This window comes from Pseudomonas sp. FW215-R2, assembly GCF_058789255.1.
The window spans coordinates 1-23,583 of the sequence record NZ_JBYTBO010000009.1; the positions used below are offsets into that span (position 1 = coordinate 1).

25 protein-coding genes are annotated in these 23,583 nt (G+C 60.1%); 20 read left to right on the forward strand and 5 right to left on the reverse strand.

Annotated features, from left to right (window positions below; genetic code table 11):
- The first annotated feature begins 31 nt into the window (after window positions 1-31).
- The 4 genes from AC3WRD_RS14065 (at window position 32) to AC3WRD_RS14080 (ending at window position 4,199) form a co-directional block, all read left to right on the forward strand.
- Complete coding sequence (locus AC3WRD_RS14065) at window positions 32-745, forward strand: GntR family transcriptional regulator (RefSeq protein ID WP_102620518.1); 714 nt, start codon at window positions 32-34, stop codon at window positions 743-745.
- Window positions 742-1,740 (forward strand): ADP-ribosylglycohydrolase family protein, encoded by a 999-nt coding sequence (locus tag AC3WRD_RS14070; RefSeq protein WP_102620517.1) that lies wholly within the window; start codon window positions 742-744, stop codon window positions 1,738-1,740. The genes AC3WRD_RS14065 and AC3WRD_RS14070 overlap by 4 nt, the downstream gene beginning before the upstream one ends.
- A gap of 70 nt (window positions 1,741-1,810) precedes the next feature.
- Window positions 1,811-3,277, forward strand: a complete 1,467-nt coding sequence (locus tag AC3WRD_RS14075) for a purine-cytosine permease family protein (RefSeq protein WP_096820973.1) — start codon at window positions 1,811-1,813, stop codon at window positions 3,275-3,277.
- Window positions 3,270-4,199: a PfkB family carbohydrate kinase gene (locus AC3WRD_RS14080; RefSeq protein WP_102620516.1), complete on the forward strand. Its 930-nt coding sequence runs from the start codon at window positions 3,270-3,272 to the stop codon at window positions 4,197-4,199. Before AC3WRD_RS14075 ends, AC3WRD_RS14080 begins: the two co-directional genes overlap by 8 nt.
- On the opposite strand, the gene AC3WRD_RS14085 is transcribed toward AC3WRD_RS14080, so the two are convergent.
- The 3 genes from AC3WRD_RS14085 to AC3WRD_RS14095 form a co-directional block, all read right to left on the reverse strand.
- Window positions 4,193-4,522: a hypothetical protein gene (locus tag AC3WRD_RS14085; RefSeq protein ID WP_102620515.1), complete on the reverse strand. Its 330-nt coding sequence runs from the start codon at window positions 4,520-4,522 to the stop codon at window positions 4,193-4,195. The two genes, AC3WRD_RS14080 and AC3WRD_RS14085, sit on opposite strands and share 7 nt — an antisense overlap.
- An 82-nt stretch (window positions 4,523-4,604) precedes the next feature.
- Complete coding sequence (locus AC3WRD_RS14090; protein WP_102620514.1) at window positions 4,605-5,801, reverse strand: MFS transporter; 1,197 nt, start codon at window positions 5,799-5,801, stop codon at window positions 4,605-4,607.
- A 111-nt stretch (window positions 5,802-5,912) separates the two neighbouring features.
- Window positions 5,913-6,566, reverse strand: a complete 654-nt coding sequence (locus tag AC3WRD_RS14095; RefSeq protein WP_102620513.1) for an HD domain-containing protein — start codon at window positions 6,564-6,566, stop codon at window positions 5,913-5,915.
- A 111-nt stretch (window positions 6,567-6,677) separates the two neighbouring features.
- Between AC3WRD_RS14095 and AC3WRD_RS14100 the strand changes: the two genes are divergently transcribed.
- The 10 genes from AC3WRD_RS14100 (at window position 6,678) to AC3WRD_RS14145 (ending at window position 15,382) form a co-directional block, all read left to right on the forward strand.
- Window positions 6,678-7,157 carry a GNAT family N-acetyltransferase gene (locus tag AC3WRD_RS14100; RefSeq protein ID WP_085607298.1) on the forward strand — a complete coding sequence of 160 codons (480 nt, stop codon included), beginning with the start codon at window positions 6,678-6,680 and terminating at the stop codon, window positions 7,155-7,157.
- A gap of 314 nt (window positions 7,158-7,471) precedes the next feature.
- Complete coding sequence (locus tag AC3WRD_RS14105) at window positions 7,472-8,086, forward strand: hypothetical protein (RefSeq protein ID WP_371858312.1); 615 nt, start codon at window positions 7,472-7,474, stop codon at window positions 8,084-8,086.
- A gap of 139 nt (window positions 8,087-8,225) precedes the next feature.
- Window positions 8,226-8,720, forward strand: a complete 495-nt coding sequence (locus tag AC3WRD_RS14110) for a hypothetical protein (protein ID WP_173861325.1) — start codon at window positions 8,226-8,228, stop codon at window positions 8,718-8,720.
- A 22-nt stretch (window positions 8,721-8,742) separates the two neighbouring features.
- Window positions 8,743-9,273 (forward strand): hypothetical protein, encoded by a 531-nt coding sequence (locus AC3WRD_RS14115; protein ID WP_102620512.1) that lies wholly within the window; start codon window positions 8,743-8,745, stop codon window positions 9,271-9,273.
- Entirely contained in the window at window positions 9,270-10,208 is a 939-nt protein-coding gene (locus AC3WRD_RS14120; protein WP_102620511.1) for a hypothetical protein, read from the forward strand. The genes AC3WRD_RS14115 and AC3WRD_RS14120 overlap by 4 nt, the downstream gene beginning before the upstream one ends.
- Window positions 10,209-10,285: 77 nt before the next feature.
- Window positions 10,286-11,275, forward strand: coding sequence for a 2-dehydro-3-deoxygalactonokinase (locus tag AC3WRD_RS14125; RefSeq protein ID WP_102620510.1), 990 nt, complete (start codon window positions 10,286-10,288; stop codon window positions 11,273-11,275).
- 19 nt (window positions 11,276-11,294) lie between these two features.
- Window positions 11,295-11,915 carry a 2-dehydro-3-deoxy-6-phosphogalactonate aldolase gene (locus tag AC3WRD_RS14130; protein ID WP_102620509.1) on the forward strand — a complete coding sequence of 207 codons (621 nt, stop codon included), beginning with the start codon at window positions 11,295-11,297 and terminating at the stop codon, window positions 11,913-11,915.
- Between the two features lie 46 nt (window positions 11,916-11,961).
- Window positions 11,962-13,110, forward strand: a complete 1,149-nt coding sequence (dgoD, locus tag AC3WRD_RS14135) for a galactonate dehydratase (RefSeq protein ID WP_007908327.1) — start codon at window positions 11,962-11,964, stop codon at window positions 13,108-13,110.
- Window positions 13,111-13,207: 97 nt separating this feature from the next.
- Entirely contained in the window at window positions 13,208-14,518 is a 1,311-nt protein-coding gene (locus tag AC3WRD_RS14140; protein WP_096820984.1) for an MFS transporter, read from the forward strand.
- Window positions 14,519-14,578: 60 nt separating this feature from the next.
- Entirely contained in the window at window positions 14,579-15,382 is an 804-nt protein-coding gene (locus AC3WRD_RS14145) for an IclR family transcriptional regulator (RefSeq protein WP_096820985.1), read from the forward strand.
- 4 nt (window positions 15,383-15,386) lie between these two features.
- Here the strand turns inward: AC3WRD_RS14145 and AC3WRD_RS14150 are convergent, their stop codons facing one another.
- On the reverse strand, window positions 15,387-16,439 hold the full coding sequence (locus AC3WRD_RS14150; protein ID WP_102620508.1) for an NAD(P)-dependent alcohol dehydrogenase: 1,053 nt from the start codon (window positions 16,437-16,439) through the stop codon (window positions 15,387-15,389).
- 191 nt (window positions 16,440-16,630) lie between these two features.
- Between AC3WRD_RS14150 and AC3WRD_RS14155 the strand changes: the two genes are divergently transcribed.
- Window positions 16,631-17,521, forward strand: coding sequence for an AraC family transcriptional regulator (locus AC3WRD_RS14155; RefSeq protein WP_102620507.1), 891 nt, complete (start codon window positions 16,631-16,633; stop codon window positions 17,519-17,521).
- Window positions 17,522-17,587: 66 nt separating this feature from the next.
- On the opposite strand, the gene AC3WRD_RS14160 is transcribed toward AC3WRD_RS14155, so the two are convergent.
- Window positions 17,588-19,252 (reverse strand): electron transfer flavoprotein-ubiquinone oxidoreductase, encoded by a 1,665-nt coding sequence (locus AC3WRD_RS14160; RefSeq protein ID WP_096820988.1) that lies wholly within the window; start codon window positions 19,250-19,252, stop codon window positions 17,588-17,590.
- 525 nt (window positions 19,253-19,777) lie between these two features.
- On the opposite strand from AC3WRD_RS14160, the gene AC3WRD_RS14165 reads away from it, so the two are divergent.
- The 5 genes from AC3WRD_RS14165 to AC3WRD_RS14185 all read left to right on the forward strand — a co-directional run bounded on the left by AC3WRD_RS14165 (window position 19,778) and on the right by AC3WRD_RS14185 (window position 23,549).
- Window positions 19,778-20,527, forward strand: a complete 750-nt coding sequence (locus AC3WRD_RS14165) for an electron transfer flavoprotein subunit beta/FixA family protein (RefSeq protein ID WP_003226982.1) — start codon at window positions 19,778-19,780, stop codon at window positions 20,525-20,527.
- Window positions 20,528-21,457 (forward strand): electron transfer flavoprotein subunit alpha/FixB family protein, encoded by a 930-nt coding sequence (locus tag AC3WRD_RS14170; protein ID WP_085710904.1) that lies wholly within the window; start codon window positions 20,528-20,530, stop codon window positions 21,455-21,457.
- Between the two features lie 80 nt (window positions 21,458-21,537).
- A complete protein-coding gene (locus AC3WRD_RS14175; RefSeq protein WP_102620506.1) occupies window positions 21,538-22,374 on the forward strand; it encodes a substrate-binding periplasmic protein in 837 nt (278 codons plus the stop codon).
- Between the two features lie 9 nt (window positions 22,375-22,383).
- On the forward strand, window positions 22,384-22,740 hold the full coding sequence (locus AC3WRD_RS14180) for a DUF4398 domain-containing protein (protein ID WP_096820990.1): 357 nt from the start codon (window positions 22,384-22,386) through the stop codon (window positions 22,738-22,740).
- Window positions 22,737-23,549: an OmpA family protein gene (locus AC3WRD_RS14185; protein ID WP_102620505.1), complete on the forward strand. Its 813-nt coding sequence runs from the start codon at window positions 22,737-22,739 to the stop codon at window positions 23,547-23,549. Before AC3WRD_RS14180 ends, AC3WRD_RS14185 begins: the two co-directional genes overlap by 4 nt.
- The last annotated feature ends 34 nt before the right edge of the window (window positions 23,550-23,583 follow it).

Genomic DNA, 23,583 nt, shown 5'->3' on the forward strand with positions numbered 1-23,583 from the left:
ACCCAACCCCGTTTCAGTTATCACTTTGTACATGATTAGACAGGTACGATTTGACAAGAAACAACGGGTGGTCGACGAGCTCGTCCGGCGCATCGAAAGCGGCCTCATGGAGGACGGCTTTCTGTTGCCCGGCGAGCATCAGTTGGCTCAGGAATTCAACGTCAGCCGTGGCACGTTGCGCGAAGCGCTGGCCGAACTGAAGCGGCGCAATTACATCGCCACGCAAAGCGGGGTCGGTTCCATCGTCACGTTCGACGGTGTGGTGCTCGATCAGCGCAGCGGCTGGGCCCAGGCCCTGGCCGACAGCGGGGCGTTCATCAACACCGAAGTGCTGCGCCTGGAAGCCGTGACCCGGCCCGATCTGCTGCCGCGCTTCGGCACCGACCAATTCATCACTCTCGATCGTCGTCGCCGTTCCAACGACGGCACGCTGGTGTCCCTCGAACGCTCATTGATGCCCGCCACCGGAGGCCTGGAAAGCCTGCCGCGTGTCGGCCTGATCGACAATTCGCTGACCGTCACCCTGGCGGCCTACGGCTACATCGGCGAGCGCGGCGATCAGTGGATCGGCGCCGAACCGCTCAACGCTGTAGACGCCGAGCTGCTCGGCCGTCCGGAAGGCACGGTGTTCCTCAAGGCACTGCGCACCACCTACGACCGGCAGAATCGCTTCATGGAACAGGTCGAAAGCCTGCTCGATCCGGTGCATTTCCGTCTGCACCTGCAATTTGGAGAATCGAAATGACCGCCCTCGACCGTGCCCTGGGCGCGTTTTATGGCCTGGCCCTCGGCGATGCGCTGGGCATGCCGACGCAATCCCTGAACCGCGAAACGATCAGGCAGCGCTTCGGCCAGATCACCGACCTGCAAGACGCCGGCCCCTTGCAACCGATTGCCGCGAACATGCCCAAAGGCTCGATCACCGATGACACCGAACAGGCGATTCTGGTGGGCGAGTTGCTGGTCGAAGGCAAGGGCCGGATCGAGCCGGCGGTACTCGCGCAACGGCTGATCGAATGGGAAGCCGAGATGCAGGCCAAGGGCTCGCAGGACTTGCTCGGTCCGTCGACCAAACGTGCGATCGAAATGATCCTCGCCGGCCATTCGCCGGAAGAGGCCGGGCGCTACGGCACCACCAACGGCGCGGCGATGCGCATCACCCCGGTGGGGATCGCCGCCGATGTCGCCGACCCCGAGCGTTTTATCGCGGCGGTGGTGCAGGCCTGTCAGGTCACCCACAACACCACGCTGGGCATTTCCAGCGCGGCAGCGGTGGCGGCGGTGGTCTCGGCCGGCATCAACGGTCTGGATCTGGGCGAGGCGCTGAACCTCGGCCAGCAGATCGCCCAGCAAGCGGAAGCGCACGGGCACTGGGTGGCCGGTGGGCGCATCGCGTCGCGGATCAGTTGGGCGCGCAGCATCAGCGTTGAAAACGACCCGGTGCTGCTCGCGGATCTGCTGTACGACGTGATCGGTACATCGGTGGCCTCGCAGGAATCGGTGGTGGTGTCGTTCGCCCTCGCGCAGCAAGTCGCGGTCGGTGAAATGACGCCGTTCGACGCGCTGTGCATGGCCGCCAGCCTGGGTGGCGACACCGATACCATCGCGGCGATTCTCGGCGCCATGCTTGGGGCCTGCCTGGGTCTTCAGAGCTGGCCGGCGGCGATGATTGAAATCGTCAAAACCGTCAATGATCTGGAGCTGGAACCGTTGGTGAAAGGACTCCTCGCGCTGCGCTGAAACGCCGCCCGCCACACGTCAACCATCTGTCTTGCCGACAACCACAACAATGGCAACAGGAGCATCTCTCATGAGTTCATCGAACGCCGGGCAAAGCGCCGGGCAACTGGAAACCCGTGGCATCGAACCGGTGCCGGAAGGCGAGTGCAACGGTCATCCGCTACAGCTGTTCTGGGTCTGGTTTGCGGCCAACATTTCCATCCTCGGCCTGCCGCTGGGCGCCACGCTGGTTGCGTTTCGCGGCCTGGCGATCTGGCAGGCGATCATCGTTGCGATTCTCGGCGCTGCCGGTTCGTTCGCGGTGGTGGGGATCATCTCGATTGCCGGCCGTCGCGGTCGTGCGCCGAGCCTGACCCTGTCCCGGGCGATCTTCGGTGTGCGCGGCAATATCGGCCCGACGCTGGTGTCGCTGATGTCGCGCCTGGGCTGGGAAACCGTCAACACCACTACCGCTGCGTTCGTGCTGTTGTCGTTGTGCTCGATCCTGTTCGGCTCGCCGGTAGAAGCCAAAAGCGCGCCGGTGTTGACCCTGGTCTTCATCGCGATTTTCGTGCTGCTGACCCTGTCGGTGTCCGGCCTCGGCCACGCCACCTTGCTGGTAATCCAGAAGTGGGCGACCTACGTGTTCGGCGCGCTGAACATTCTGGTCGGCGGCTTCCTCTGCGCGACCATCGACTGGAGCGCGGTGTTCAACGCCACGCCAGCACCGATGAGCGCGATGATCATCGGTATCGGCACCATGGCGGCCGGCACCGGGATCGGCTGGGCCAACGCCGGTGCCGACATGTCGCGCTATCAGCATCGCAGCGTCAAAGCCGTGCGACTGGTGGCTTCGGCGGCGTTCGGTGCGGGGATTCCGCTGGTGTTGCTGATCACCCTCGGTGGCCTGCTGTCGGTGGGCAACAACGATCTGGCATCGGCGACCGACCCGATCGTGGCGATCCGCGACATGCTGCCGACCTGGATGGCCGTGCCGTACCTGATCACCGCATTCGGTGGCTTGCTGTTATCGAACAACCTCTCGGTGTACTCCGCCGGTCTGACCACGCTGACCCTCGGCCTGAAGGTCAAACGCGTTTACGCGGTGGTGGTCGATATCGTCGCGATCTTCGCCGGTTCTATCTACTTCATGCTGATCGCCGACAGTTTCTACGGCCCGTTCATTACCTTTATTTCCCTGCTGGCGGTGCCGATCACCGCGTGGGTCGGGATCTTCGTGGTCGACCTGATTCACCGTCACTACTACAGCCCGAAAGACCTGCTCGACGTCAGCCCGAGCAGCGCCTACTGGTACAGCGGCGGCATCGAGTGGCGCGCATTCGGTGCGTGGGCGATTGCCATCGTGCTGGGTTTCAGTTTCACCACCATCGGTACGACCGCCGAAAATGTCTGGTTCAAGGGCTTCCTGTCCGACTCATGGCTGGGCCACAACGGCCTCGGCTGGATCGTGACGTTTGTGGTCGCCGGTGGCCTGTACTTCGTACTCGGCGGGGCGAAAGACCGCCGCGCCGCGCAAGTCGAGAACGCTCATGCCTAAGATGTTGCACACCGGCCAGGTCATCATCGACCTGGTCATGGCCGTGGATGCGCTGCCGCAAATCGGTGGTGACGTGCTGGCGCAGTCCGCCAGTTTCGAAGCCGGCGGCGGCTTCAATGTGATGGCCGCCGCTGCGCGCAACGGCTTGCCGGTGGTCTATCTCGGTCGCCACGGTAACGGTCGTTTCGGTGATCTGGCGCGGCAGGCGATGCACGCCGAAGGCATCCGCGTCGGCATCGAGCAGCCTGCAGAGCGCGACACCGGCATCTGCGTGGCGCTGACCGATGCGTCGGCCGAGCGCAGTTTCATTTCCTACATCGGCGCCGAAGGTGAAGTGACGGCGGCGGAGCTGAACAGCGTTGCAGCCGAGGCGGGCGACTATGTCTACGTCAGCGGCTACAGCCTGCTGCACAGCGGCAAGGCCCAGGCGTTGCTGGACTGGACGCTGGCGTTGCCGAAGACGATCAACGTGGTGTTCGATCCGGGCCCGCTGGTGGAATCGCCGGACTCACCGATGATGCAGGCGTTGCTGCCGCGCATCGATGTGTGGACCAGCAACAGTGTCGAAGCCTTGCGTTTCACGGGCGCGGCGGACATCGAAACCGCGTTGGACCGGTTAACCGTGCACCTGCCACAGGATGTGCTGATGGTGGTGCGCGACGGCCCGCAGGGTTGCTGGATTCATCAGCACGGCGAACGCCGGCATGTGCCGGGTTTCAAGGTACAGGCGGTGGACAGTAACGGCGCGGGCGATGCCCATGCCGGCGTGTTCGTTGCCGGCCTGGCGCAAGGGCTGGCGGCTGATGAAGCCGCGAGGCGCGCCAATGCTGCAGCGGCGTTGGCCGTGACCCGTTGGGGGCCGGCGACTGCACCGGGCACAGCCGAAGTCGATGCGCTGATCCGCGAATCTTCAGGCTACTGACCGGTTCCTTCAGAACCCGAACCACCGGTAGTGGTTTTCGAGCCCATACCGGAGCCGGAATTGTCTGGCGGAACGGGATTGCCCTGAGTGCCGCCCTGACGTCCCGGATCATTGCCCTGGGTGCGTGGGTCGGTGCCGGTGGCGGGCGGCAGGGCGTTCTCGACGCCCGAGCCATCGGTGTTCATGCCGGGCGCACTCTGGATGGCCGGGGCCTTCGGGCGTTCGACCGGATCGGTGGGGCCGGTGCCGGTGGCGGTCGCGGCGAACGCCACGGGGCAGAGCAGGGTGGCAAACACGAAAGCAGTCAACCTTGACGAGATCATGGTGTGTCTCCAGTGATTGGAATCCGTACCTGATCTTGGTCTGCACTCGCGTGGCATAGGTGCCGATTGAATGACGAACGGTTCAGTTCGTCAGTGCGCTTTCTACCGTCATCCGCCGCCAGAACAGGCGACCGAGGGTGATCGACCAGTTCAACGCCGCCACCGCCAACACCGTCAGCAACAACGTCGCCATGCCGTGCTCGACGATGATTTTTCCGGCCAGCAGCGGGAAGCCGAATACTCCGATGAAGTACGCCAGACTGAACAGTAGCAACGCCTGCGACGTGGTGCCGGCCGGCGCTTCGTTGGCGGCGAGTCCATTGATTACCGAGTAGGTGAGGCCGTAACCGACACTGAGCATCACCGCTGCCAGCAAGTAGCTGAAACCGCTTAGTACACCGAACGCGAACAGCACGATCGAGCCCAGCATCATCCCCGACAACAGACACGACGCGCGCAGCGGATCACGCTTGACCACGTAACCTGCGATCAACATCCGGCTGCTGATCGCAGCGCTCATGAAGCCCAGAAAGAACAGCGAATAGTCCAGCGAACGGGCGGCGGCATAGCTGGTCTGGAAACTCGACAGCCCGCCGAATACGCAACCGCCGAGGCCGACCATGATGATCGGAAACACCGCGCGAGAGCCGAGCACCTGAGTAGTCGCCTGCCAAGAAATTCGTGCTACTGGTGTTGCCTGCGTGCCTTTCAATCGGGCGCCGAGATGCCAAAACAGCAGCATGCCGATCAGGCTCGCCCCGGCTGCCAGATAGAACGCCGACGTCACCGGCAAGCCCAGCGCACTCGCTGCACGTCCGAGCAACGGGCCGCTGCCGATCCCGGTCATCATGCTGCCGGACAACAGTGCAAAGTATTTCGCCCGCTGTGCCGGGCTCACCAGACCGGCGACGATGATCGGGCCCAGTGTATAGAAAACGCCCCAGCCCAGCCCCAGCAGCAAACCGAAAAACAGCAGCCAATAACCGAAGCCTGGCGTCATCGCAAACCCCAGGCTCGCCGCCACCAGCAACAGCCCGAACAGCGCAATCGAACGCGCCGCGCCCAGCCAGTCGGACAGGTGCCCGGACACCAGCACTGCAACGAATGTGCTGAGCATCGCCGCACTGATCACGCTGCCGGCATCGTGCTCGTTGCCGCCGCGTGAACCGATCAGCAGCGAGAGCAGAAACGTCGCGCCATAGGACAGCGACAACAGATAACTGGCGAGGCAAAACAGGCCGAACAGTTTGCCCGAGACCTGGGGTGTTGCTTGAGGCATGACGCGGTTCCTTGACCGGAAAAATTGAGCGTCAACTATCTAACACGACATGCCCATGGCTTAGGTCTGAGCTTGGCGAACTCAGGATCGTGATTGACCGGAGTAATACCTTCAGACGACGCCGATCTCTTCCTTGAATTGCTCCATGAAACCCTTCAGGCGTTGATGACGGATTTGCGCCAGACGTTGACCGGCAACGGTCTGGAAACCGTCGGCGAGGTGCAGCAGTTTGGTCTGGAAATGATCGAGGCAGAATCGCTTGTCGTCGTAGTCCCTTTCCCGGGCCTCGGGATCGTGCGGGTCGTACAGCGAGCTGCCCATGCGCCCGGCGATGTAGAAGGTGCGGGCGACACCAAGCATACCGAGGGAGTCGAGGCGGTCGGCGTCCTGCATCAGACGTGCTTCGAGGGTTAGCGGGGTGATGTTGGCGGAAAAGCTGTGGGCTTCGATGGCGTGGATCACTGCACTGATTTTTTCTTCGGGCCAGTTCAGGTTTGCCAGCACCGTTGATGCTTTTTCCGCCGCCAGGCGCGATGCCTGTGAACGCAGTGGCGAGTTCTTTTCCACGGCCACACAATCGTGCAGCAACACCGCTGCAAGCAGCACCTCAAGGTCGCCACCTTCCTCGGCCTGCAAGGTGCGCGCGTTATGCCAGACCCGTTGCAGGTGCGACAGGTCATGAGCGCCGTCCTCCGACGGTTCCAGGGCGTGGGGCAGCAGTTCAGCGGCGAGTTCCGTGAGGGGCGAGAAAGCGAAGTTTTTCATGGGCGTCCTTTCGAGTGTTCGGCGGCGCTAGCCTAATCTGTGGATTGCCATGTGACGAGCGTCGCGCGCCGCCTTAGTATGGCGTTTTCCTTTTTCCGACAAGGCCCGTCCATGACGATCGAAATCCGCCCGGCGACCCCCAGCGATGCACCGCAAATCCTCGCGTTCATCACTGAACTTGCAGACTTCGAAAAGGCCCGTCACGAAGTCATCGCCAGCGTCGCCGACATCGAGCGCAGCCTGTTCAGCGAAGGCGCCACCGCCCACGGCCTGATCTGCCTGCGCGACGGTGTGCCGATCGGTTTCGCGGTGTTCTTCTTCAGCTATTCGACCTGGCTGGGCAGCAACTGCCTGTACCTCGAAGACCTCTACATCACCCCGGAACAACGGGGCGGCGGCGCCGGCAAAACCCTGCTGCGCCACCTCGCAAAAATCGCCTGCGCGAACGACTGCGGTCGCTTCGAATGGAGCGTGCTGGACTGGAACACTCCGGCCATCGAGTTCTACAAATCCCTCGGCGCCCAGCCACAGGAGGAGTGGGTGCGCTATCGCATGGATGGCAAGGTATTGCGCGAATTTGCCGAGGGCTGAGTAAATAGCGGAAATCTGGCTGCTGATTCGATTGTCCAATCCGCTCTAGTCCGGCATCCTGTGCGCCATTTTTGCGCGCTCACGGACGACACCTGCAATGCCTCTGGCACTCTTTCTCCACGCCCGTGGAGCCCTCGCTGCGTCAACGAGTGACCGGCGATGAGCGGACTACGGGCGTCGATCCGCCTGTACGGTCTGGTCAGAAACCTCGGTTCCTCCGATAACCCGCACCGCCCACCGGTGGACATTCTCTGCACCATCACCCCCTCGGTGGCAAAGCCATCCGTGCGTTTGTCTCGTGCCTCGATGTCGCGATGCTCGACAGCACCGGCGGACACGGCAATGTCGTGGCCGGTGGGTCGGGGAAGGTGATTATTGGAAGGTCAAGGATCGTAATTTTTCTGACTTTATTGTGGGCATGGGGGAGCAATGAAGCGTTTTTTGTCATTTTATGTGCAACGATTTTTTCTGTTTCATGTTCCACCAATCATGGGCGACCCACCGCCACGCTGCATTTTGGAACTGTTGAGATAACGCCGAGTGGCTTCGGCTTTCTGATGACTTTTACCAGCGATATCGATCTTTTGGCCTTGTTCGGTCCCGCCATTGGGGAAGGTCTCGTATGTGCACTGGAAGATGATCAGGATTTTTCAATTGGGCATTATTTGAAGCGTTCCGGACGCGGTAGTGTGAGATTTATCGATGACACTACGGGAGGGCATTACGAATCAAAGGTTATTTTTCGCGAGGCAGGAGAGTTGCAAGGGCAGGAAAATATTCTGGGGGGCAAGGCGTTGCGTGATGTATTGGTCAAGAGGGAATTTATAGTATGTGCTTTTAGAGTTAACACTACCGGCAATAGAACGTATGTTTCTAACGTCATGCATGTTCCAGCTTCCGATCTAGTGCAAGCGATTGATGCACATTAAAAAACCTTGCTGGCTGAGTATTCCCGCGCAATGCCTCAGTCACTTTCTCGCGCCTCTGTCGTTTTCCGGTGACCACGGAGTAGCCCATCAAGCGCCTGTTGCACGCAAATTCAGAAACGCACAAAAAGGTTGAATTTTTATGAGATGGGTATGTTTTCTCGCTTTGATGTTAGTGCTTTCAGCCTGCTCCCTGAATCATGGTCGACCTATTGCAACTCTGCAAATTTCAAAGGTTGAGCAACTCCGCAATACCGGGATTTATCAGATTTACTTTGCGTCGGATATTGATCTTCTCGGTTTGTTCAAGTCGTCCATTGGTCAAGGCCTGATTTGCTCGCTGAGCGATGATCTGGATTTTTCTCAAGCACATCATATAAAGCAATCGGGATTTGGTCTGGTTGAGGAAGTATCGGCCGAGCCGGGGCTTTACAGGGCTGACGTCATTTTTAGTGAGTCTGAAAAAAGCAGTGGTGGTGAGCGATATCTGCAAGGAGATACTTTGGCCCCTTTCTTGATGAAAAAAGACTCTATCGTTTGTTTGTTTCGAGTTCACTCCACGACTTACACGACTTACTTCTCTAACGTGATGAAAGTGCCTAGCAAGGAATTGCTGAAAGCTAACGCTGAGTACTGATTGTAATTAACAGGATTCTCCCTTGAAGAAATATATGGTTGTAAGTTTGTTGTTTCTGTGCAGTGCTTGCACGCAAAATCCACCGGTGCCGCCCATTGATATACAGTTTGAGTCTGTAAGCTATGTGCCTGATTACGCACGCTTTGATGTCCGGTTTTCTTCGGATAAGGATTTGCTGAAATTCTTCGATACCCATGCAGGTAGAAACCAAACCTATGAAGGGTTGGCGTGCTATCTGGGCGCAAAAGTGGAACTCTTTGAAAGGCAGGGTGAGTCAGACTATCTGGATGGCATGATGGTTGAAGTTGATCGTACGGACTCACAGACCAGGCATCAGTACTCGGCGGAACTGAATGCGATTCATACCGACCATGAGACCGGCTCGAATACGTTCATTTCTTCGAAAGATCTTTTGGCGTTGTTGAATGCTCGCAATGCTTTGGCATGCCGGTTTTATGCCTCCGCTTATGGCTATGGAGTTTACTACTCAAGACCAATGGGTGTTCCAGCCTCCGATTTTGTTCGCGTTCTGACCAAGGAGGAGGAACGTTGAACTTTCGTATTTGCAAATGGTTGCTGTTGAGCAGTTTCTTGATGTGTTCGTCCTGCCTGCATCTCGACGTTCCACCTGCCAGGCTTGAATTTGTCTCGATCAATCACGCATTTTCTTCCTTGTACGATCTGCGTTTCACCTCTGACCGAAACCTCATCGATTTGTATGAAGTGCATGGACAGAGCGGCCAGATTGGAACCTCGATTCATTGCTCGCTGAAGGGTGACCTGAATTTTTCCGTCGAACATCAGATCGCTCTGGAAGCTTCGGGGACGGTCAGTGAAATGCGTTTGATCGAAGGCGACCGCCGGTATGAGATGTTTGCAAGGATCAACCTGAAGAATCACGCCCTCAACGACGGCCGGGAATGGGTCAGGCCCGTTGAGTTGGTGCAGATCCTCGAGCCGCAGGAATACATTCCGTGCAAGGTGGTGATCACCGCGTTTCCGTATGTCGCCTACTACTCAAGAGTCATGTACATCCCCACGTCGCGATTCATTGCCCAGTTGGAAAACCCTCGGGTGGCACCGTCGCGTGTCTCGCTTAAACCCTCTGACCAGCCGCGTTCATTGCTGCCACTTGCGTCGGTGTGCATCGTGCGTTGGCGTTATGAGTTGGCAGCAGGATATGACCGGATCGACAGTCTCGGGCTATGCAGTGATGTGCCCTATGCCGGAATGTTGGCCTCCTTTGCGCCGAACAATACGAAATTGAGGATTGTTGCAGGAGCAGAGGGAACGCCTGCACCCCAGGCGGCGTACATCATCATTCGAGGAGACGGGCGTCAGGAGCCAGGCATAGCCGACGAGGAGGGGCGTACACATGAGGTGGGAGCGAGTGAGCATGAATCTTTGAGCGTCATCCTCAACAAGCACCTGGATCCTGTCGAGCGATGGACGCCTTGGATTGAAGATGTCCCAAAATATGGGATGTAAAATTACATATTGAGATTTAGCGCTTGAGAGGTCTATAGTCCAGCTCACTCACTGCCAATAACAAAACAGGTGAAGCGATGCTGGCGCAATTGATCGCGCTCGATTGGGGGACGACCTCCCTACGTGCTTACAAACTCGCGGCGGGCGGGCAGGTGCTGGCGCAGCGGTCGCTGTCGTTCGGGATCATGCAGTTGCCGAAGACGCCGCGGGTCATCAACGGTCGTGAATGCGCCGACGGTTTTGAGTTGGCATTCGATGAGGCGTGCGGCGACTGGCTCGATGCGCAACCCGACTTGCCGGTGATTGCCTGCGGCATGGTCGGCAGCGCTCAGGGTTGGCGCGAAGCGTCCTACCGCGATACGCCGGCCAACGTCGCCGATCTCGGAAAATCCCTGCAAACCGTTCGCAGTCTTCGCGGTGTCGATGTGCACATCGTGCCGGGTGTGATTCAGCGCTCGACGCTGCCGAACGTGATGCGCGGCGAGGAAACCCAGGTCCTCGGCGTCCTGCAGAAACTGCCGGTCGAGGCGGGCAACGATCTGTTGATCGGCCTGCCGGGCAGTCATTCGAAATGGGTGGAAGTGGCCGACGGCTGCATCACCCGTTTCGACACCTTCATGACCGGCGAGGTGTTCGCCGTGCTCAGCGAACACAGCATTCTCGGCCGTACCCAACAGCACAGCGCGACGTTCGATGCCGAGGCGTTTGATCGCGGCGTGCAGGTGGCGTTGTCGGCCGAGGGCGAAATCGGCGTGCTGTCGACCCTGTTCAGCGCCCGCAGCCTGGGCCTGACCGGCGAACTCAGCGCCACTGCGCAACCGGACTATCTGTCCGGCCTGCTGATCGGCCACGAGCTGACAGCGTTGGCCACCGTGCAACGGCGCCGTCGCAACAGTGCACAGCTTCCTTCGATCATCCTCATCGGCAACGCGCAGTTGTGCGCCCGCTACAGCCGTACGCTCGACGCCTGCGGTTTCGCCCGGGTGACCCTGGCCGAGCAGGCCACCGAGCGTGGGCTGTGGCAACTGGCGCTCGCCGCCGGACTGATCGATTCCTCATCCCGTTAACCCTGACTGGAGGCCTGACATGCTCAAGCAAGCACTGGCGCAAAACGGTCTGATCGCGATCCTGCGCGGCCTGCATCCGCAGGAAGCCGCTGCTGTCGGAGAAGTCCTGTATGCGGCCGGATTTCGCGTCATCGAAGTACCGCTCAATTCCCCCGCGCCGTACGAAAGCATTCGCATCCTGCGCAAGACCTTGCCCGCCGATTGCCTGATCGGTGCTGGCACGGTGCTGACGCCGGAACAGGTGGATTTAGTGAAGGAAGCAGGCGGCCAGGTCATCGTCATGCCCCACAGCGATGCCAAGGTGTTGCGGGCAGCGAAAGCGGCGGGGCTGTACCTGTCGCCGGGTGTTGCCACGCCGACCGAAGCCTTTGCGGCGCTGGAGGAGGGCGCGGACATTCTCAAGCTGTTCCCGGCCGAGCAGATGGGGCCGGCAGTGGTGAAAGCGTGGCTGGCGGTGTTGCCCGTCGGGACGATTCTGGCGCCGGTCGGCGGCATTACCCCGGACAACATGCAGGCGTTCATCGATGCCGGCGTCAAAGGCTTCGGCCTCGGTTCCGGGTTGTTCAAACCGGGCATGACGACCGAGCAAGTGGCGGCCAATGCCAAGGCCTACGTGGCGGCCTGGAAAGCCCTTCGCTAAGACTTTTTGGCGCTGCGTGCGCTGCATCTATAAGAGAGACAAAAAGATGAAAATCACCAAACTGACCACCTTCATCGTCCCGCCGCGCTGGTGCTTCCTGAAAGTCGAAACCGACGAGGGCGTGACCGGTTGGGGCGAGCCCGTGGTCGAGGGACGCGCCCATACCGTCGCGGCAGCGGTCGAGGAATTGTCCGACTACCTGATCGGCAAAGACCCACGCAACATCGAAGACATCTGGACTGTGCTGTATCGCGGCGGCTTTTACCGGGGGGGGGCGATCCACATGAGCGCACTGGCCGGCATCGACCAGGCGTTGTGGGACATCAAGGGTAAGGCGCTTGGTGTGTCGGTGAGTGATCTGCTTGGTGGTCAGGTGCGGGACAAGATCCGTGTTTATTCGTGGATCGGCGGCGACCGTCCTGCGGACACCGCGCGGGCCGCGAAAGAGGCGGTGAGTCGCGGTTTTACCGCGGTGAAAATGAACGGCACCGAGGAACTGCAATTCCTCGATACCTTCGAGAAAGTCGATCTGGCGCTGGCCAATGTCGCGGCAGTGCGCGATGCGGTCGGGCCCAACGTCGGCATCGGCGTCGACTTCCATGGCCGCGTGCACAAACCCATGGCCAAGGTGCTGATGAAGGAACTCGACCCGTACAAATTGATGTTCATCGAAGAGCCGGTGCTCAGCGAAAACTACGAAGCACTGAAAGAACTCGCACCGTTGACCAGCACCCCGATTGCCCTCGGCGAGCGGCTGTTTTCGCGGTGGGACTTTAAACGGGTGTTGAGCGAAGGTTACGTCGACATCATCCAGCCGGATGCCTCCCACGCCGGCGGTATCACCGAAACCCGCAAGATCGCCAACATGGCCGAAGCCTACGACGTGGCGCTGGCGCTGCATTGTCCGCTGGGGCCGATCGCGCTGGCGGCGTGTCTGCAACTGGACGCCGCTTGTTACAACGCGTTTATCCAGGAACAGAGCCTGGGCATCCATTACAACGAGAGCAATGACCTGCTCGATTATGTGAAGGATCCGCGGGTGTTCGACTACGACAAGGGCTTCGTGAAAATCCCCAATGGCCCGGGCCTGGGGATCGAGATCAACGAGGAATACGTGATCGAACGCGCGGCGGTCGGCCATCGCTGGCGCAACCCGATCTGGCGCCATGCCGATGGCAGTTTTGCCGAGTGGTGAGTGGCTGATTCAGCACATCTGATCGTTCCCGTGCCGAGCGCGGGAACGACTCAAGGCCTCAGGCCAACCTCAATAAACATAAGAAGAGGTTCTCCCCATGCAACCGCAAACCCTCACCGGGCAAGCGACGTTAGTCACGCCCAGCCGCAAGCGTTTTTTTATCATGGTGTTGCTGTTCATCACCGTGGTCATCAACTACCTCGACCGCAGCAATCTGTCGATTGCCGCCCCGGCGCTCACCACCGAGCTGGGCATCGACCCGGTGCATGTCGGACTGATCTTCTCCGCGTTCGGCTGGACCTACGCCGCCATGCAGATTCCCGGCGGCTGGCTGGTGGATCGGGTGCCACCGCGCATCCTGTACAGCGTCGCGCTGCTGTTGTGGTCGCTGGCCACGGTGATGCTCGGTTTCGCCGCCAGTTTCATCGCCCTGTTCGTGCTGCGCATGGCGGTCGGTGCGCTGGAAGCGCCGGCGTATCCGATCAACAGCCGCGTGGTGACGACCTGGTTTCCCGAGCGCGAACGTGCCACGGCGATCGGTTTCTACACCTCCGGGCAGTTTGTCGGGCTGGCGTTTCTGACCCCGGTACTGGCCTGGCTGCAACATGAGTTTGGCTGGCACATGGTGTTTGTCGTGACGGGGGCGGTGGGCATTGTCTGGGCCGCGATCTGGTATGCGGTGTATCGCGAACCGCGTGATTTCAAAGGCGCCAACGAAGGCGAAATCGACCTGATCCGTGAGGGCGGAGGGCTGGTGGACATCGCCGCCGAAGCCGCCAAAGTGAAAGCGAAATTCAGTTGGACCGATCTCGGCATCGTCCTCAGCAAACGCAAGTTGTGGGGAATTTACCTCGGCCAGTTCTGCCTGAACTCGACGCTGTGGTTTTTCCTGACATGGTTCCCGACCTATCTGGTGAAATATCGCGGCATGGACTTCATCAAGTCCGGACTGCTGGCGTCTCTGCCGTTTCTCGCTGCGTTCATCGGCGTGCTGTGCTCCGGGTTCTTTTCCGACTTCCTGATTCGCCGTGGCTGTACCGTCGGGTTTGCGCGCAAATTGCCGATCATTGGTGGCCTGCTGATTTCCACCTCGATCATCGGCGCCAACTTCGTCGAATCGACGCCGCTGGTGATTGCTTTCCTGGCCCTGGCGTTTTTCGGCAATGGGCTGGCGTCGATCACCTGGTCGCTGGTGTCGACACTGGCGCCGGCGCGGCTGCTGGGCTTGACCGGTGGGGTGTTCAATTTCATCGGCAATCTGTCGGCGATTGCCACGCCGATTGTCATCGGCTTTCTGGCCAGCGGCGATTCGTTCGCTCCGGCGATCACCTACATCGCGGTTCTGGCATTGATTGGTGCTCTGTCCTACGTGCTGCTGGTGGGCAAGGTCGAGCGCATCGAGTTGTAGTCGTCCCTGTCGGGCGACCATAATGCCGCCCGTTCCCTCGCTCAACGCTAAAGGCTGGATATGCAGGAAGACGCCCCAAAAACCGCCAAGGACGCCGCGCCCACCGGCACCCAGACCCTGCTTCGCGGGTTGGGTGTGGTGCAGGCCGTCGCCAGTGGCGCCCGCGATCTCAAAGAGATCGCCCGCCTGATCGGCACCACGCGCAGCACCACTCATCGTCTGGCCAGTTGCCTGGTGGACGAGCGTTACCTGCGCGTCGTGCCGCAAGTCGGTTATCTGCTGGGGCCGAAGCTGATCGAACTGGGTTTCCAGGCGCGCGAAGAGTTGCCGCTGGTGACCCTGGCCGGGCCGTATCTGGACGAGTTGTCGGCACTGACTGGTGACACCGTGCACCTGGGGATTCGTGAAGGCGACGAGGTGCTGTACCTGTTGAAGAATCCTGGGCGTAACGGCCCGGAAATGCGCTCACGGGTCGGCCACCGCATGCCGCTGGCGCGCACCGGGATCGGCAAGGCGCTGATGCTGGATGACGCGCCGCAGGATTGGCAGCGTCTGTACGACATCAGCCTGCCAGCGGGTGGGAAAAGTCAGTTCTGGCCGCAGCATCCCCAGCAGTCGTGGGAGCAGCTGGAGCAGCGGATGACCGAGTACGTGGCCGGCGGCTACGCGTTCGATCTGGAAGACAACGAACCGTCGATCCGTTGCGTGGCGGCGCCGATCCGCGACGCGAGCAAGCGCATCGTCGCGGCGATCAGCATCGCCAGCACCGTGCCGTATATGCCGCTGGAAAAAATGGCCGAGCTGATTCCCCTGATCAAAGGGGTCACAACCCGGCTTTCGGCGGAGCTTGGCTTGAAGGTCTGAGGAATCAGAGTTTCAAGGTCGCCATGTCGATCACGAAACGGTACTTCACATCGCCGGCGATCATGCGGGCGTAGGCCTCGTTGATCTGGCGGATGTCGAGCATTTCGATGTCGCAAGTGATGTTGTGCTCGGCACAGAAATCCAGCACTTCCTGGGTTTCGGCGACGCCACCGATGAGCGAGCCGGCCAATACGCGACGGCCCAATACCAGTTTGGCGGCGTGAACCGGCGGATCGATCGGTTCGATCAGACCCACCAGAATATGCACGCCGTCGAAGCGCAGGGTGTCGAGGTACGGGTTGAGGTCGTGCTGCACTGGAATGGTGTCCAGCAGGAAATCGAAGCGACCGGCCGCGGCTTTCATCTGTTCTTCGTCGGTGGAGACGATGACGTGATCGGCGCCTTGACGACGACCTTCCTCGGCCTTGCTCGCCGAACGGGTGAACAGCGTCACTTCGGCGCCCATCGCCTTGGCGAACTTGATGCCCATATGACCGAGGCCGCCCATGCCGAGAATCCCGACCTTGTCGCCGGCCTTCACGCCGTAGTGCTTGAGTGGCGAGTAGGTGGTGATGCCGGCGCAGAGAATCGGAGCAGCCGCTGCCAGATCCAGCTTCTCGGGGATGCGCACCACGAAGTGTTCGCTGACCACGATGCTGTCCGAATAACCGCCCATGGTGTTGCTGCCGTCGACCCGATCCGGGGTGGCATAGGTCATGGTCGGGCCTTCGAGGCAGTATTGCTCGAGGTTCGACTGGCAGGCTTCGCAGGTACGGCAAGAGTCGACCATGCAGCCGACACCGACCAGATCACCTACCTTGTGTTTGGTGACGTTCGCACCGATGGCGGTGACTTTTCCGACGATCTCGTGGCCGGGCATCAACGGGTAAACGGCGATGCCCCATTCGTTGCGCGCCTGATGGATGTCGGAGTGGCAGACGCCGCAGTACAGAATCTCGATGGCGACATCGTCGGCACGAGGGCTGCGGCGTTCGAATTTCATCGGGGCGAGGGGGGTGGTGGCCGTTTGAGCGGCATAGCCGATGGCGGTGTACATGTGAAACCTCGCAAAAGCAGTGACAAGTGAGGCGGCGCATTCTGGGCGCCGTCCGGTCGTCCGGCCATGGCGATTCCTCCGGGTGTCATGCCTAATCCTCCGGCATGCGGGGTTGATCGGTCGCATTGGCAAAAGGATCTGCGATGATGCTTTTATCCCTTTTTCCGTGATTTTTTCTGAAGAGCCACCCGATGCAATTGACCCGTCACCTTGATGCCAATGCCATGCTGGTTTCGCTGATCGAACCGCTGGCGCTGCGCGATGGTTACAGCCAGACCGGGCTGCCGGGTGTGCAGGTATTGCGCGCCAGTTGCGACGTTGCCCGTGGCCCGCACATTTATGAACCGAGCCTGATGATCATCGCCCAGGGCAGCAAACTGGCGTATCTGGGGCCGCGCACCATGGAATACGGTGCCGGGCATTACTTGATCCAGGCGTTGCCGGTGCCGTTCGAGTGCGAAACCTATGCGTTGCCGGACGCGCCGTTGCTCGGCGTATCGGTGGCGATCGACCGGGTGTTGCTCGGTGAGCTGGTGCTGGCCATGGGCCTGGCGCCGGGGCGGCATATTCCGGCGCAGACACCGGAGTCGATGACCTCGGTGGTGCTCGACGATGACATGCGCGGTTGCGTCGAACGCTTGCTGCGCTGTCTGCACGATCCGCTGGAGTGCCAGATTCTCGGGCCTGCTCGGGTGCGGGAGTTGTTGTTCGTCGCGTTGCGCGGTCCACAGGCAGATGTATTGCGGGCGCTGGTGGAGCAGCAGGGGCAGTTTGCCCGGGTGGCGGCTTCGATCAGCCATTTGCATTCGCACTACACCGAACCGTTGAACGTCGAGACATTGGCCAGTTGCGCGAACATGAGCGTTTCGACCTTTCACGAACACTTCAAACGCAGCACGTTGCTGTCACCGGTGCAGTATCTGAAGCGTTTGCGTTTGTTGAAGGCGCAGACGTTGTTGATCGCCGAGGGGCTGGGTGTCGCGCAGGTGGCGCATCGGGTGGGGTATCAGAGCACGTCGCAGTTCAGTCGCGAGTACAAACGCTATTTCGAACGCAGCCCGGGGGATGAGCGCGCGGCTTGATCTTTTACAAATCCCAGGCAACAAAAAGGCCCCCATATAGGGAGCCTTGATGTTCTGCAGATCGACTTACATGTTCGGGTAAGTCGGGCCGCCAGCGCCTTCCGGCGTCACCCAGGTGATGTTCTGCGAAGGGTCCTTGATGTCACAGGTCTTGCAGTGCACGCAGTTCTGGGCGTTGATCTGGAAGCGCTTCTCGCCGTCTTCCTTGGTGATCACTTCATACACGCCGGCCGGGCAGTAACGCTGCGCCGGTTCGTCGTACATCGGCAGGTTGCGGCTCAACGGGATGGTCGGGTCGGTCAGTTTCAGGTGGCACGGCTGTTCTTCTTCATGGTTGGTACCGGAGATGAACACCGAGCTCAGCTTGTCGAAGCTGATCTTGCCGTCGGGTTTCGGGTAGTCGATCTTCTTGCAGTCGGCCGCGAGCTTGAGGCAGGCGTAGTCCGGCTTGGTGTCGTGCAGGGTGAACGGCAGTTTGCCGCCGAAGATGTTCTGGTCCAGCCAGTTGAAACCACCGCCGACGATGGCGCCGAACTTGTGGATCGCCGGGCCGAAGTTGCGGCTGGCGAACAGTTCTTCGTAGAGCCAGCTCTTCTTGAAGGCGTCGACGTAGGTGGTCAGCTCTTCGGTGCCGTCCTTGTCAGCGAACAGTGCGTCGGCCACGGATTCAGCGGCGAGCATGCCGGACTTCATCGCGGTGTGGCTGCCCTTGATCTTGGCGAAGTTCAGGGTGCCGAGGTCGCAACCGATCAGCGCGCCGCCCTTGAAGACCATTTTCGGCAGCGAGTTCAGGCCGCCCTTGCAGATGGCGCGGGCGCCGTAGCTGATGCGCTTGCCGCCTTCCAGGTACTGCTTGAGCACCGGGTGATGCTTGAGGCGCTGGAATTCGTCGAACGGCGACAGGTAGGTGTTGCTGTAGGACAGATCGACGATCAGGCCGACTACAACCTGGTTGTTTTCCAGGTGATAGAGGAAGGAGCCGCCGGTGTTCTCGGTGCCCATGATGTCCATCGGCCAACCGGCGGTGTGCACCACCAGGCCTGGCTGGTGTTTGGCCGGGTCGATTTCCCAGATTTCCTTCAAGCCGATGCCGTAGTGCTGGGCATCGGCATCGCTGTCGAGGTTGTAACGCTTGATCAGTTGCTTGCCGATGTGGCCACGGCAGCCTTCGGCGAACAGCGTGTATTTGCCACGCAGTTCCATGCCCGGGGTGTACAGGCCTTCTTTCGGATGGCCTTCGCGGTCGACGCCGAGGTCACCGGTGATGATCCCGCGCACGATGCCGTTTTCATCGATCAGTGCTTCCTGAGCGGCGAAGCCCGGGTAGATTTCCACGCCCAGGTTCTCGGCCTGCTGAGCGAGCCAGCGGCACAGATTGCCGAGGGAAATAATGTAGTTGCCTTCGTTGTGCATGGTCTTGGGCACAAAGAAGTCAGGGATTTTCTGCGCGCTTTCGGCGTTTTTCAGCACGAAAATGTCATCGCGGGTGACTGGCGTGTTCAGCGGGGCGCCGAGCTCTTTCCAGTCCGGGAACAGTTCGTTCAGGGCCCGTGGTTCGAATACGGCACCGGAAAGGATGTGTGCGCCGACTTCGGAGCCTTTTTCGACCACGCAGACGCTGATTTCCTTACCGGCTTCGGCGGCCTTCTGCTTCAGACGGCAGGCGGCGGACAGGCCAGCGGGGCCGGCACCGACGATGACCACGTCGAATTCCATGTATTCGCGTTCCACAGGCTATCTCCTACTCAAGGCTCAACAGTTTTTTTTCTAATTTGGAGGTTCGGTGTCGTATCCGTTATTGCCTTTACGTTAACGTCAAGGCTAATAATGGGCAAACCACCTTTCTCTCTAGGCGGCGCATTATATCTACACCACTCTTAGCGTCCAATACAAACGTTTGTTTGAATCGGCTCCAGCCCAGAGAAATCAAAGAAGCGCGGCTTATGACAGGGCATTTTGGCGTATTGACCAGAATGGGCGTTCCGGTCAAGATACGGGCGGTTTTGCGCTCGCCGTAGGCTGAATGGTGGTTTCAAGAGCACCTCTAAAGACAGGGCGTAGGCGGTAACCGGTGATGCGCAGCGCAGGTTCGGCGCGCAGTTTACACACCGCGAAGCGGCATGACTCGTCGGTCACGACTGACGAACGGTCATCCCGCTCAGCCGGCGTTTTTAGAGGTGCCCTTGTGCCCGATGAGCATCAACCGCCAGGTTCGCCTAGGCGACTTTCTTTTCACCGGAGAGTAACGAGGAATCCATGAAGGTTCTTGTAGCTGTCAAACGCGTTGTGGATTACAACGTCAAGGTTCGCGTCAAGGCGGACAATTCCGGCGTAGACCTCGCCAACGTCAAGATGTCGATGAACCCATTCTGCGAAATCGCAGTGGAAGAAGCCGTACGCCTGAAAGAGAAAGGTGTTGCGACTGAAATCGTCGTCGTCTCCATCGGCCCGTCCACCGCTCAGGAACAGCTGCGTACCGCACTGGCTCTGGGTGCCGACCGCGCCATCCTCGTCGAATCCGCTGAAGACCTGACTTCCCTGGCCGTGGCCAAGCTGCTCAAGGCCGTGGTCGACAAGGAACAGCCTCAGCTGGTGATCCTGGGCAAACAGGCCATCGACAGCGACAACAACCAGACCGGCCAGATGCTCGCAGCACTGAGCGGCTACGGTCAGGGCACTTTTGCCTCGAAAGTCGAAGTTTCCGGCGACAGCGTTGCCGTGACCCGCGAAATCGACGGCGGCGCGCAGACCGTTTCCCTGAAACTGCCAGCGATCGTCACCACCGACCTGCGTTTGAACGAGCCGCGCTACGCGTCCCTGCCAAACATCATGAAAGCCAAGAAGAAGCCTCTCGAAGTGCTGACTCCGGACGCTTTGGGCGTTTCCACCGCCTCCACCAACAAGACCCTGAAAGTCGAAGCGCCGGCTGCACGTAGCGCGGGCATCAAGGTCAAGTCGGTGGCTGAACTGGTCGAGAAACTGAAAAACGAAGCGAAGGTAATCTAAATGACTATCTTGGTTATTGCTGAACACGACAACAAAGTGCTGGCCCCGGCCACTCTGAACACCGTTGCTGCCGCTGCCAAAATCGGTGGCGACATCCACGTTCTGGTCGCAGGCCAGGGCGCTGGCGCCGTGGCTGAAGCCGCCGCGAAAATCGCAGGCGTGAGCAAAGTCCTGAACGCTGACAATGCTGCCTACGCGCATCAGCTGCCGGAAAACGTTGCTCCGCTGGTCGCCGAACTGGGCAAGGGCTACAGCCACATCCTGGCTGCCGCCACCTCCAACGGTAAAAACATCCTGCCGCGCGTTGCCGCCCAGCTGGACGTTGACCAGATCTCCGAGATCATCTCGGTAGAAAGCGCTGACACCTTCAAGCGTCCGATCTACGCCGGTAACGCCATCGCTACCGTGCAATCGACCGCTGCGATCAAAGTGATCACCGTGCGTGCCACCGGTTTCGACCCGGTTGCTGCTGAAGGTGGTTCGGCTGCCGTTGAAGCGGTTGCCGCTGCTCACAACGCCGGTACTTCCAGCTTCGTCAGCGAAGAGCTTGCGAAATCTGATCGTCCTGAGCTGACCGCTGCCAAGATCGTCGTTTCCGGCGGCCGCGGCATGCAGAACGGCGACAACTTCAAACACCTGTACGCGCTGGCCGACAAGCTGGGCGCCGCTGTTGGTGCTTCCCGCGCCGCAGTCGACGCAGGTTTCGTACCGAACGACATGCAGGTCGGTCAGACCGGCAAGATCGTTGCGCCTCAGCTGTACATCGCCGTCGGTATCTCCGGCGCGATCCAGCACCTGGCCGGCATGAAAGACTCCAAAGTGATCGTTGCGATCAACAAGGACGAAGAAGCGCCGATCTTCCAGGTGGCCGATTACGGCCTGGTGGCGGATCTGTTCGAAGCCGTACCTGAGCTGGAGAAGCTGGTCTAATCCGGCGGCTTCACTTATAAAGAGCCCGGCCTGTTGGTCGGGCTTTTTTTTGTCTCGGATTTGAGTGGGAGCGTTTCGCCATGGATCTGCATCGCCGGTTGGGCTTCTCGTTATTGCTGTGTTCCAGCCTGTTGCCGGGGTTGTCCATGGCAGCGGGCAAATGCGAGCGACTGGTCGTCACCGGCAGCCCGGATGCACCGCCGTATCTCTGGCAGGATCCGCAGAATCCCAAACAGTTGGTCGGTGCCAGTGCCGACCTGTTGCAGCAAGTGGCGAAGGATCTGGGCATCAAGGTCGAATTGCTTTATGCCGGTAAACGCTCACAGGCCCTCGACGAAGTGCGCAGCGGGCGCATGGACATGCTGGCCGACGCGCCCATGACCTTCAACGAGCTGGAAAACCTCGACTACATCCATCCCCCTCTGCTGGAAAACGACTATCTGGTGTGGACTCGCAAAGGCTCGACCCTGGTCTACAGCGAAGCGAAGGATCTCCAGGGCCATCAAGGAGGGTTGTCGGAAAAGTCTCGAATGACCCAGGCATTTGGCACTTTTGCCGAGCAGCATTTGACCCTGACCCGTACGGCAAACCTCACTCAGGCCCTGCAGAAACTTCTGCTGGGTGAAGTGGAATATGTACTCGCCGGCCGCTACTCGGGGATGGCGGCCGCGCAGGCCCTGGGCATGGCCAATGATCTGCTGGCCTTCGAGCAACCGATTGACCGGCCCGGTCTGTTCCTTGCGCTTTCCCACAACTCGGCTTGCAACGATCCGTGGTTGCGCGGACAGCTGGCCAAAAAGATGACAGAATTGCCCGCGTCCGGCCTGACGGAAGCCGCGCTGCAACGCAACATCGAGCGCTGGAAGGCGCAGCAGCAACAGCCGCCGCAACCACCTGTCAGCGCCCCAAAACAGTAGGGATTCTTAGTGAGTAATCGAGTTCTTTTCACGGCCCTGGCCGTTCTGGCCCTGGCCGGTTGCGCCAGCGATCCGGCACCCAATGAACAAATGCGCCTGACCGAACAGGCGCTGGAGCAGGCCAAGGCCGTCGGCGCCACCGCCGACGAAGTGCCGGAAATGAAACTGGCAGAAGACAAGTTCAACCGGGCCAAAGGCAGCATGGCCGGTGAATCCTTCAAGAACGCGCGGATGCGCGCCGAACAGGCCGAACTGGATGCACGCCTGGCCGAAGCCAAGGTGCTGACCCAGAAGAGCGAAGAGCAACTGAACGTGCTCAATACCCGCATCGTCCGTCTGCGCAAGCAACTGGGAGATGCCCAATGAGCCTGACTTCAAATGCCTTCGGCACTCTGATCCTCGTGGGTTGCGCCAGCCTTTATGGCTGCGCCGGCCAACACAGCGAAACCGCCTTGCAGGAAGCCAGCGCTGACTTCCAGAAGGTCAAGGAAGATTCCAATGTGCTGCGTATCGCGCCGAAAGACGTGATTCGTGCCGGTGAATCCCTGGCCCGCGCCGATCGTCTCTCCACTTACTGGGGAAGTGGCTCGGACGTGGCGCATTACTCCTATCTGAGCCAGCGTTACAGCCAGATCGCCCGCGAGCACACCAATCTGGTGCTCAACGAAGAACGCGCGGCGAAGCTGGAGCTGGAGCGTCAACGCCTGCAACTGGCACTGCGCGAGTCCAAACTGTTGAGCGTGCAGCAGCAGGGCAAATGGCTGGAAGAGCAGATCGTTGCTCTCGCCACCACCCAGACCGACCGTGGTCTGGTGATGACCCTGGGTGACGTGCTGTTCGACACCGGCGAAGCCGAGCTGAAGAACTCGGCGAATCGCGTGGTCTTGAAGATTGTGCAGTTCCTGCAACTCAATCCGAAACGCGTGGTGCGTATCGAGGGTTACACCGACAGCACCGGCGGCAAGCAGGACAACCTCAAACTGTCCCGCGACCGCGCACAGTCGGTTGCCGATGTGCTGACGGACCTGGGCATCGACGAAAAACGCATTCAGGTCGAAGGCTACGGCGACGAATACCCGGTGGACGCCAACGCTTCCGAGCGTGGGCGTGCGCAGAACCGTCGCGTGGAAATCGTGTTCTCCGACGAAAAAGGCCAGCTCGGCGCCGCCCGCTGAGGGTGGCGTTACTGGAAAGCCCGGCCTGTCATGC

Bases quoted from the DNA above. Each gene is read 5' to 3' on its own strand.
- dgoD (WP_007908327.1), top strand. From the start codon at position 11,962: ATGAAAATCACCAAACTGACCACCTTCATCGTCCCGCCGCGCTGGTGC.
- AC3WRD_RS14085 (WP_102620515.1), bottom strand. From the start codon at position 4,522: ATGATCTCGTCAAGGTTGACTGCTTTCGTGTTTGCCACCCTGCTCTGC.
- AC3WRD_RS14065 (WP_102620518.1), top strand. From the start codon at position 32: ATGATTAGACAGGTACGATTTGACAAGAAACAACGGGTGGTCGACGAG.
- AC3WRD_RS14105 (WP_371858312.1), top strand. From the start codon at position 7,472: ATGCTCGACAGCACCGGCGGACACGGCAATGTCGTGGCCGGTGGGTCG.
- AC3WRD_RS14145 (WP_096820985.1), top strand. From the start codon at position 14,579: ATGCAGGAAGACGCCCCAAAAACCGCCAAGGACGCCGCGCCCACCGGC.
- AC3WRD_RS14185 (WP_102620505.1), top strand. From the start codon at position 22,737: ATGAGCCTGACTTCAAATGCCTTCGGCACTCTGATCCTCGTGGGTTGC.
- AC3WRD_RS14170 (WP_085710904.1), top strand. From the start codon at position 20,528: ATGACTATCTTGGTTATTGCTGAACACGACAACAAAGTGCTGGCCCCG.
- AC3WRD_RS14080 (WP_102620516.1), top strand. From the start codon at position 3,270: ATGCCTAAGATGTTGCACACCGGCCAGGTCATCATCGACCTGGTCATG.
- AC3WRD_RS14075 (WP_096820973.1), top strand. From the start codon at position 1,811: ATGAGTTCATCGAACGCCGGGCAAAGCGCCGGGCAACTGGAAACCCGT.
- AC3WRD_RS14140 (WP_096820984.1), top strand. From the start codon at position 13,208: ATGCAACCGCAAACCCTCACCGGGCAAGCGACGTTAGTCACGCCCAGC.
- AC3WRD_RS14125 (WP_102620510.1), top strand. From the start codon at position 10,286: ATGCTGGCGCAATTGATCGCGCTCGATTGGGGGACGACCTCCCTACGT.
- AC3WRD_RS14130 (WP_102620509.1), top strand. From the start codon at position 11,295: ATGCTCAAGCAAGCACTGGCGCAAAACGGTCTGATCGCGATCCTGCGC.
- AC3WRD_RS14095 (WP_102620513.1), bottom strand. From the start codon at position 6,566: ATGAAAAACTTCGCTTTCTCGCCCCTCACGGAACTCGCCGCTGAACTG.
- AC3WRD_RS14165 (WP_003226982.1), top strand. From the start codon at position 19,778: ATGAAGGTTCTTGTAGCTGTCAAACGCGTTGTGGATTACAACGTCAAG.
- AC3WRD_RS14090 (WP_102620514.1), bottom strand. From the start codon at position 5,801: ATGCCTCAAGCAACACCCCAGGTCTCGGGCAAACTGTTCGGCCTGTTT.
- AC3WRD_RS14175 (WP_102620506.1), top strand. From the start codon at position 21,538: ATGGATCTGCATCGCCGGTTGGGCTTCTCGTTATTGCTGTGTTCCAGC.
- AC3WRD_RS14150 (WP_102620508.1), bottom strand. From the start codon at position 16,439: ATGTACACCGCCATCGGCTATGCCGCTCAAACGGCCACCACCCCCCTC.
- AC3WRD_RS14155 (WP_102620507.1), top strand. From the start codon at position 16,631: ATGCAATTGACCCGTCACCTTGATGCCAATGCCATGCTGGTTTCGCTG.
- AC3WRD_RS14110 (WP_173861325.1), top strand. From the start codon at position 8,226: ATGAGATGGGTATGTTTTCTCGCTTTGATGTTAGTGCTTTCAGCCTGC.
- AC3WRD_RS14100 (WP_085607298.1), top strand. From the start codon at position 6,678: ATGACGATCGAAATCCGCCCGGCGACCCCCAGCGATGCACCGCAAATC.
- AC3WRD_RS14070 (WP_102620517.1), top strand. From the start codon at position 742: ATGACCGCCCTCGACCGTGCCCTGGGCGCGTTTTATGGCCTGGCCCTC.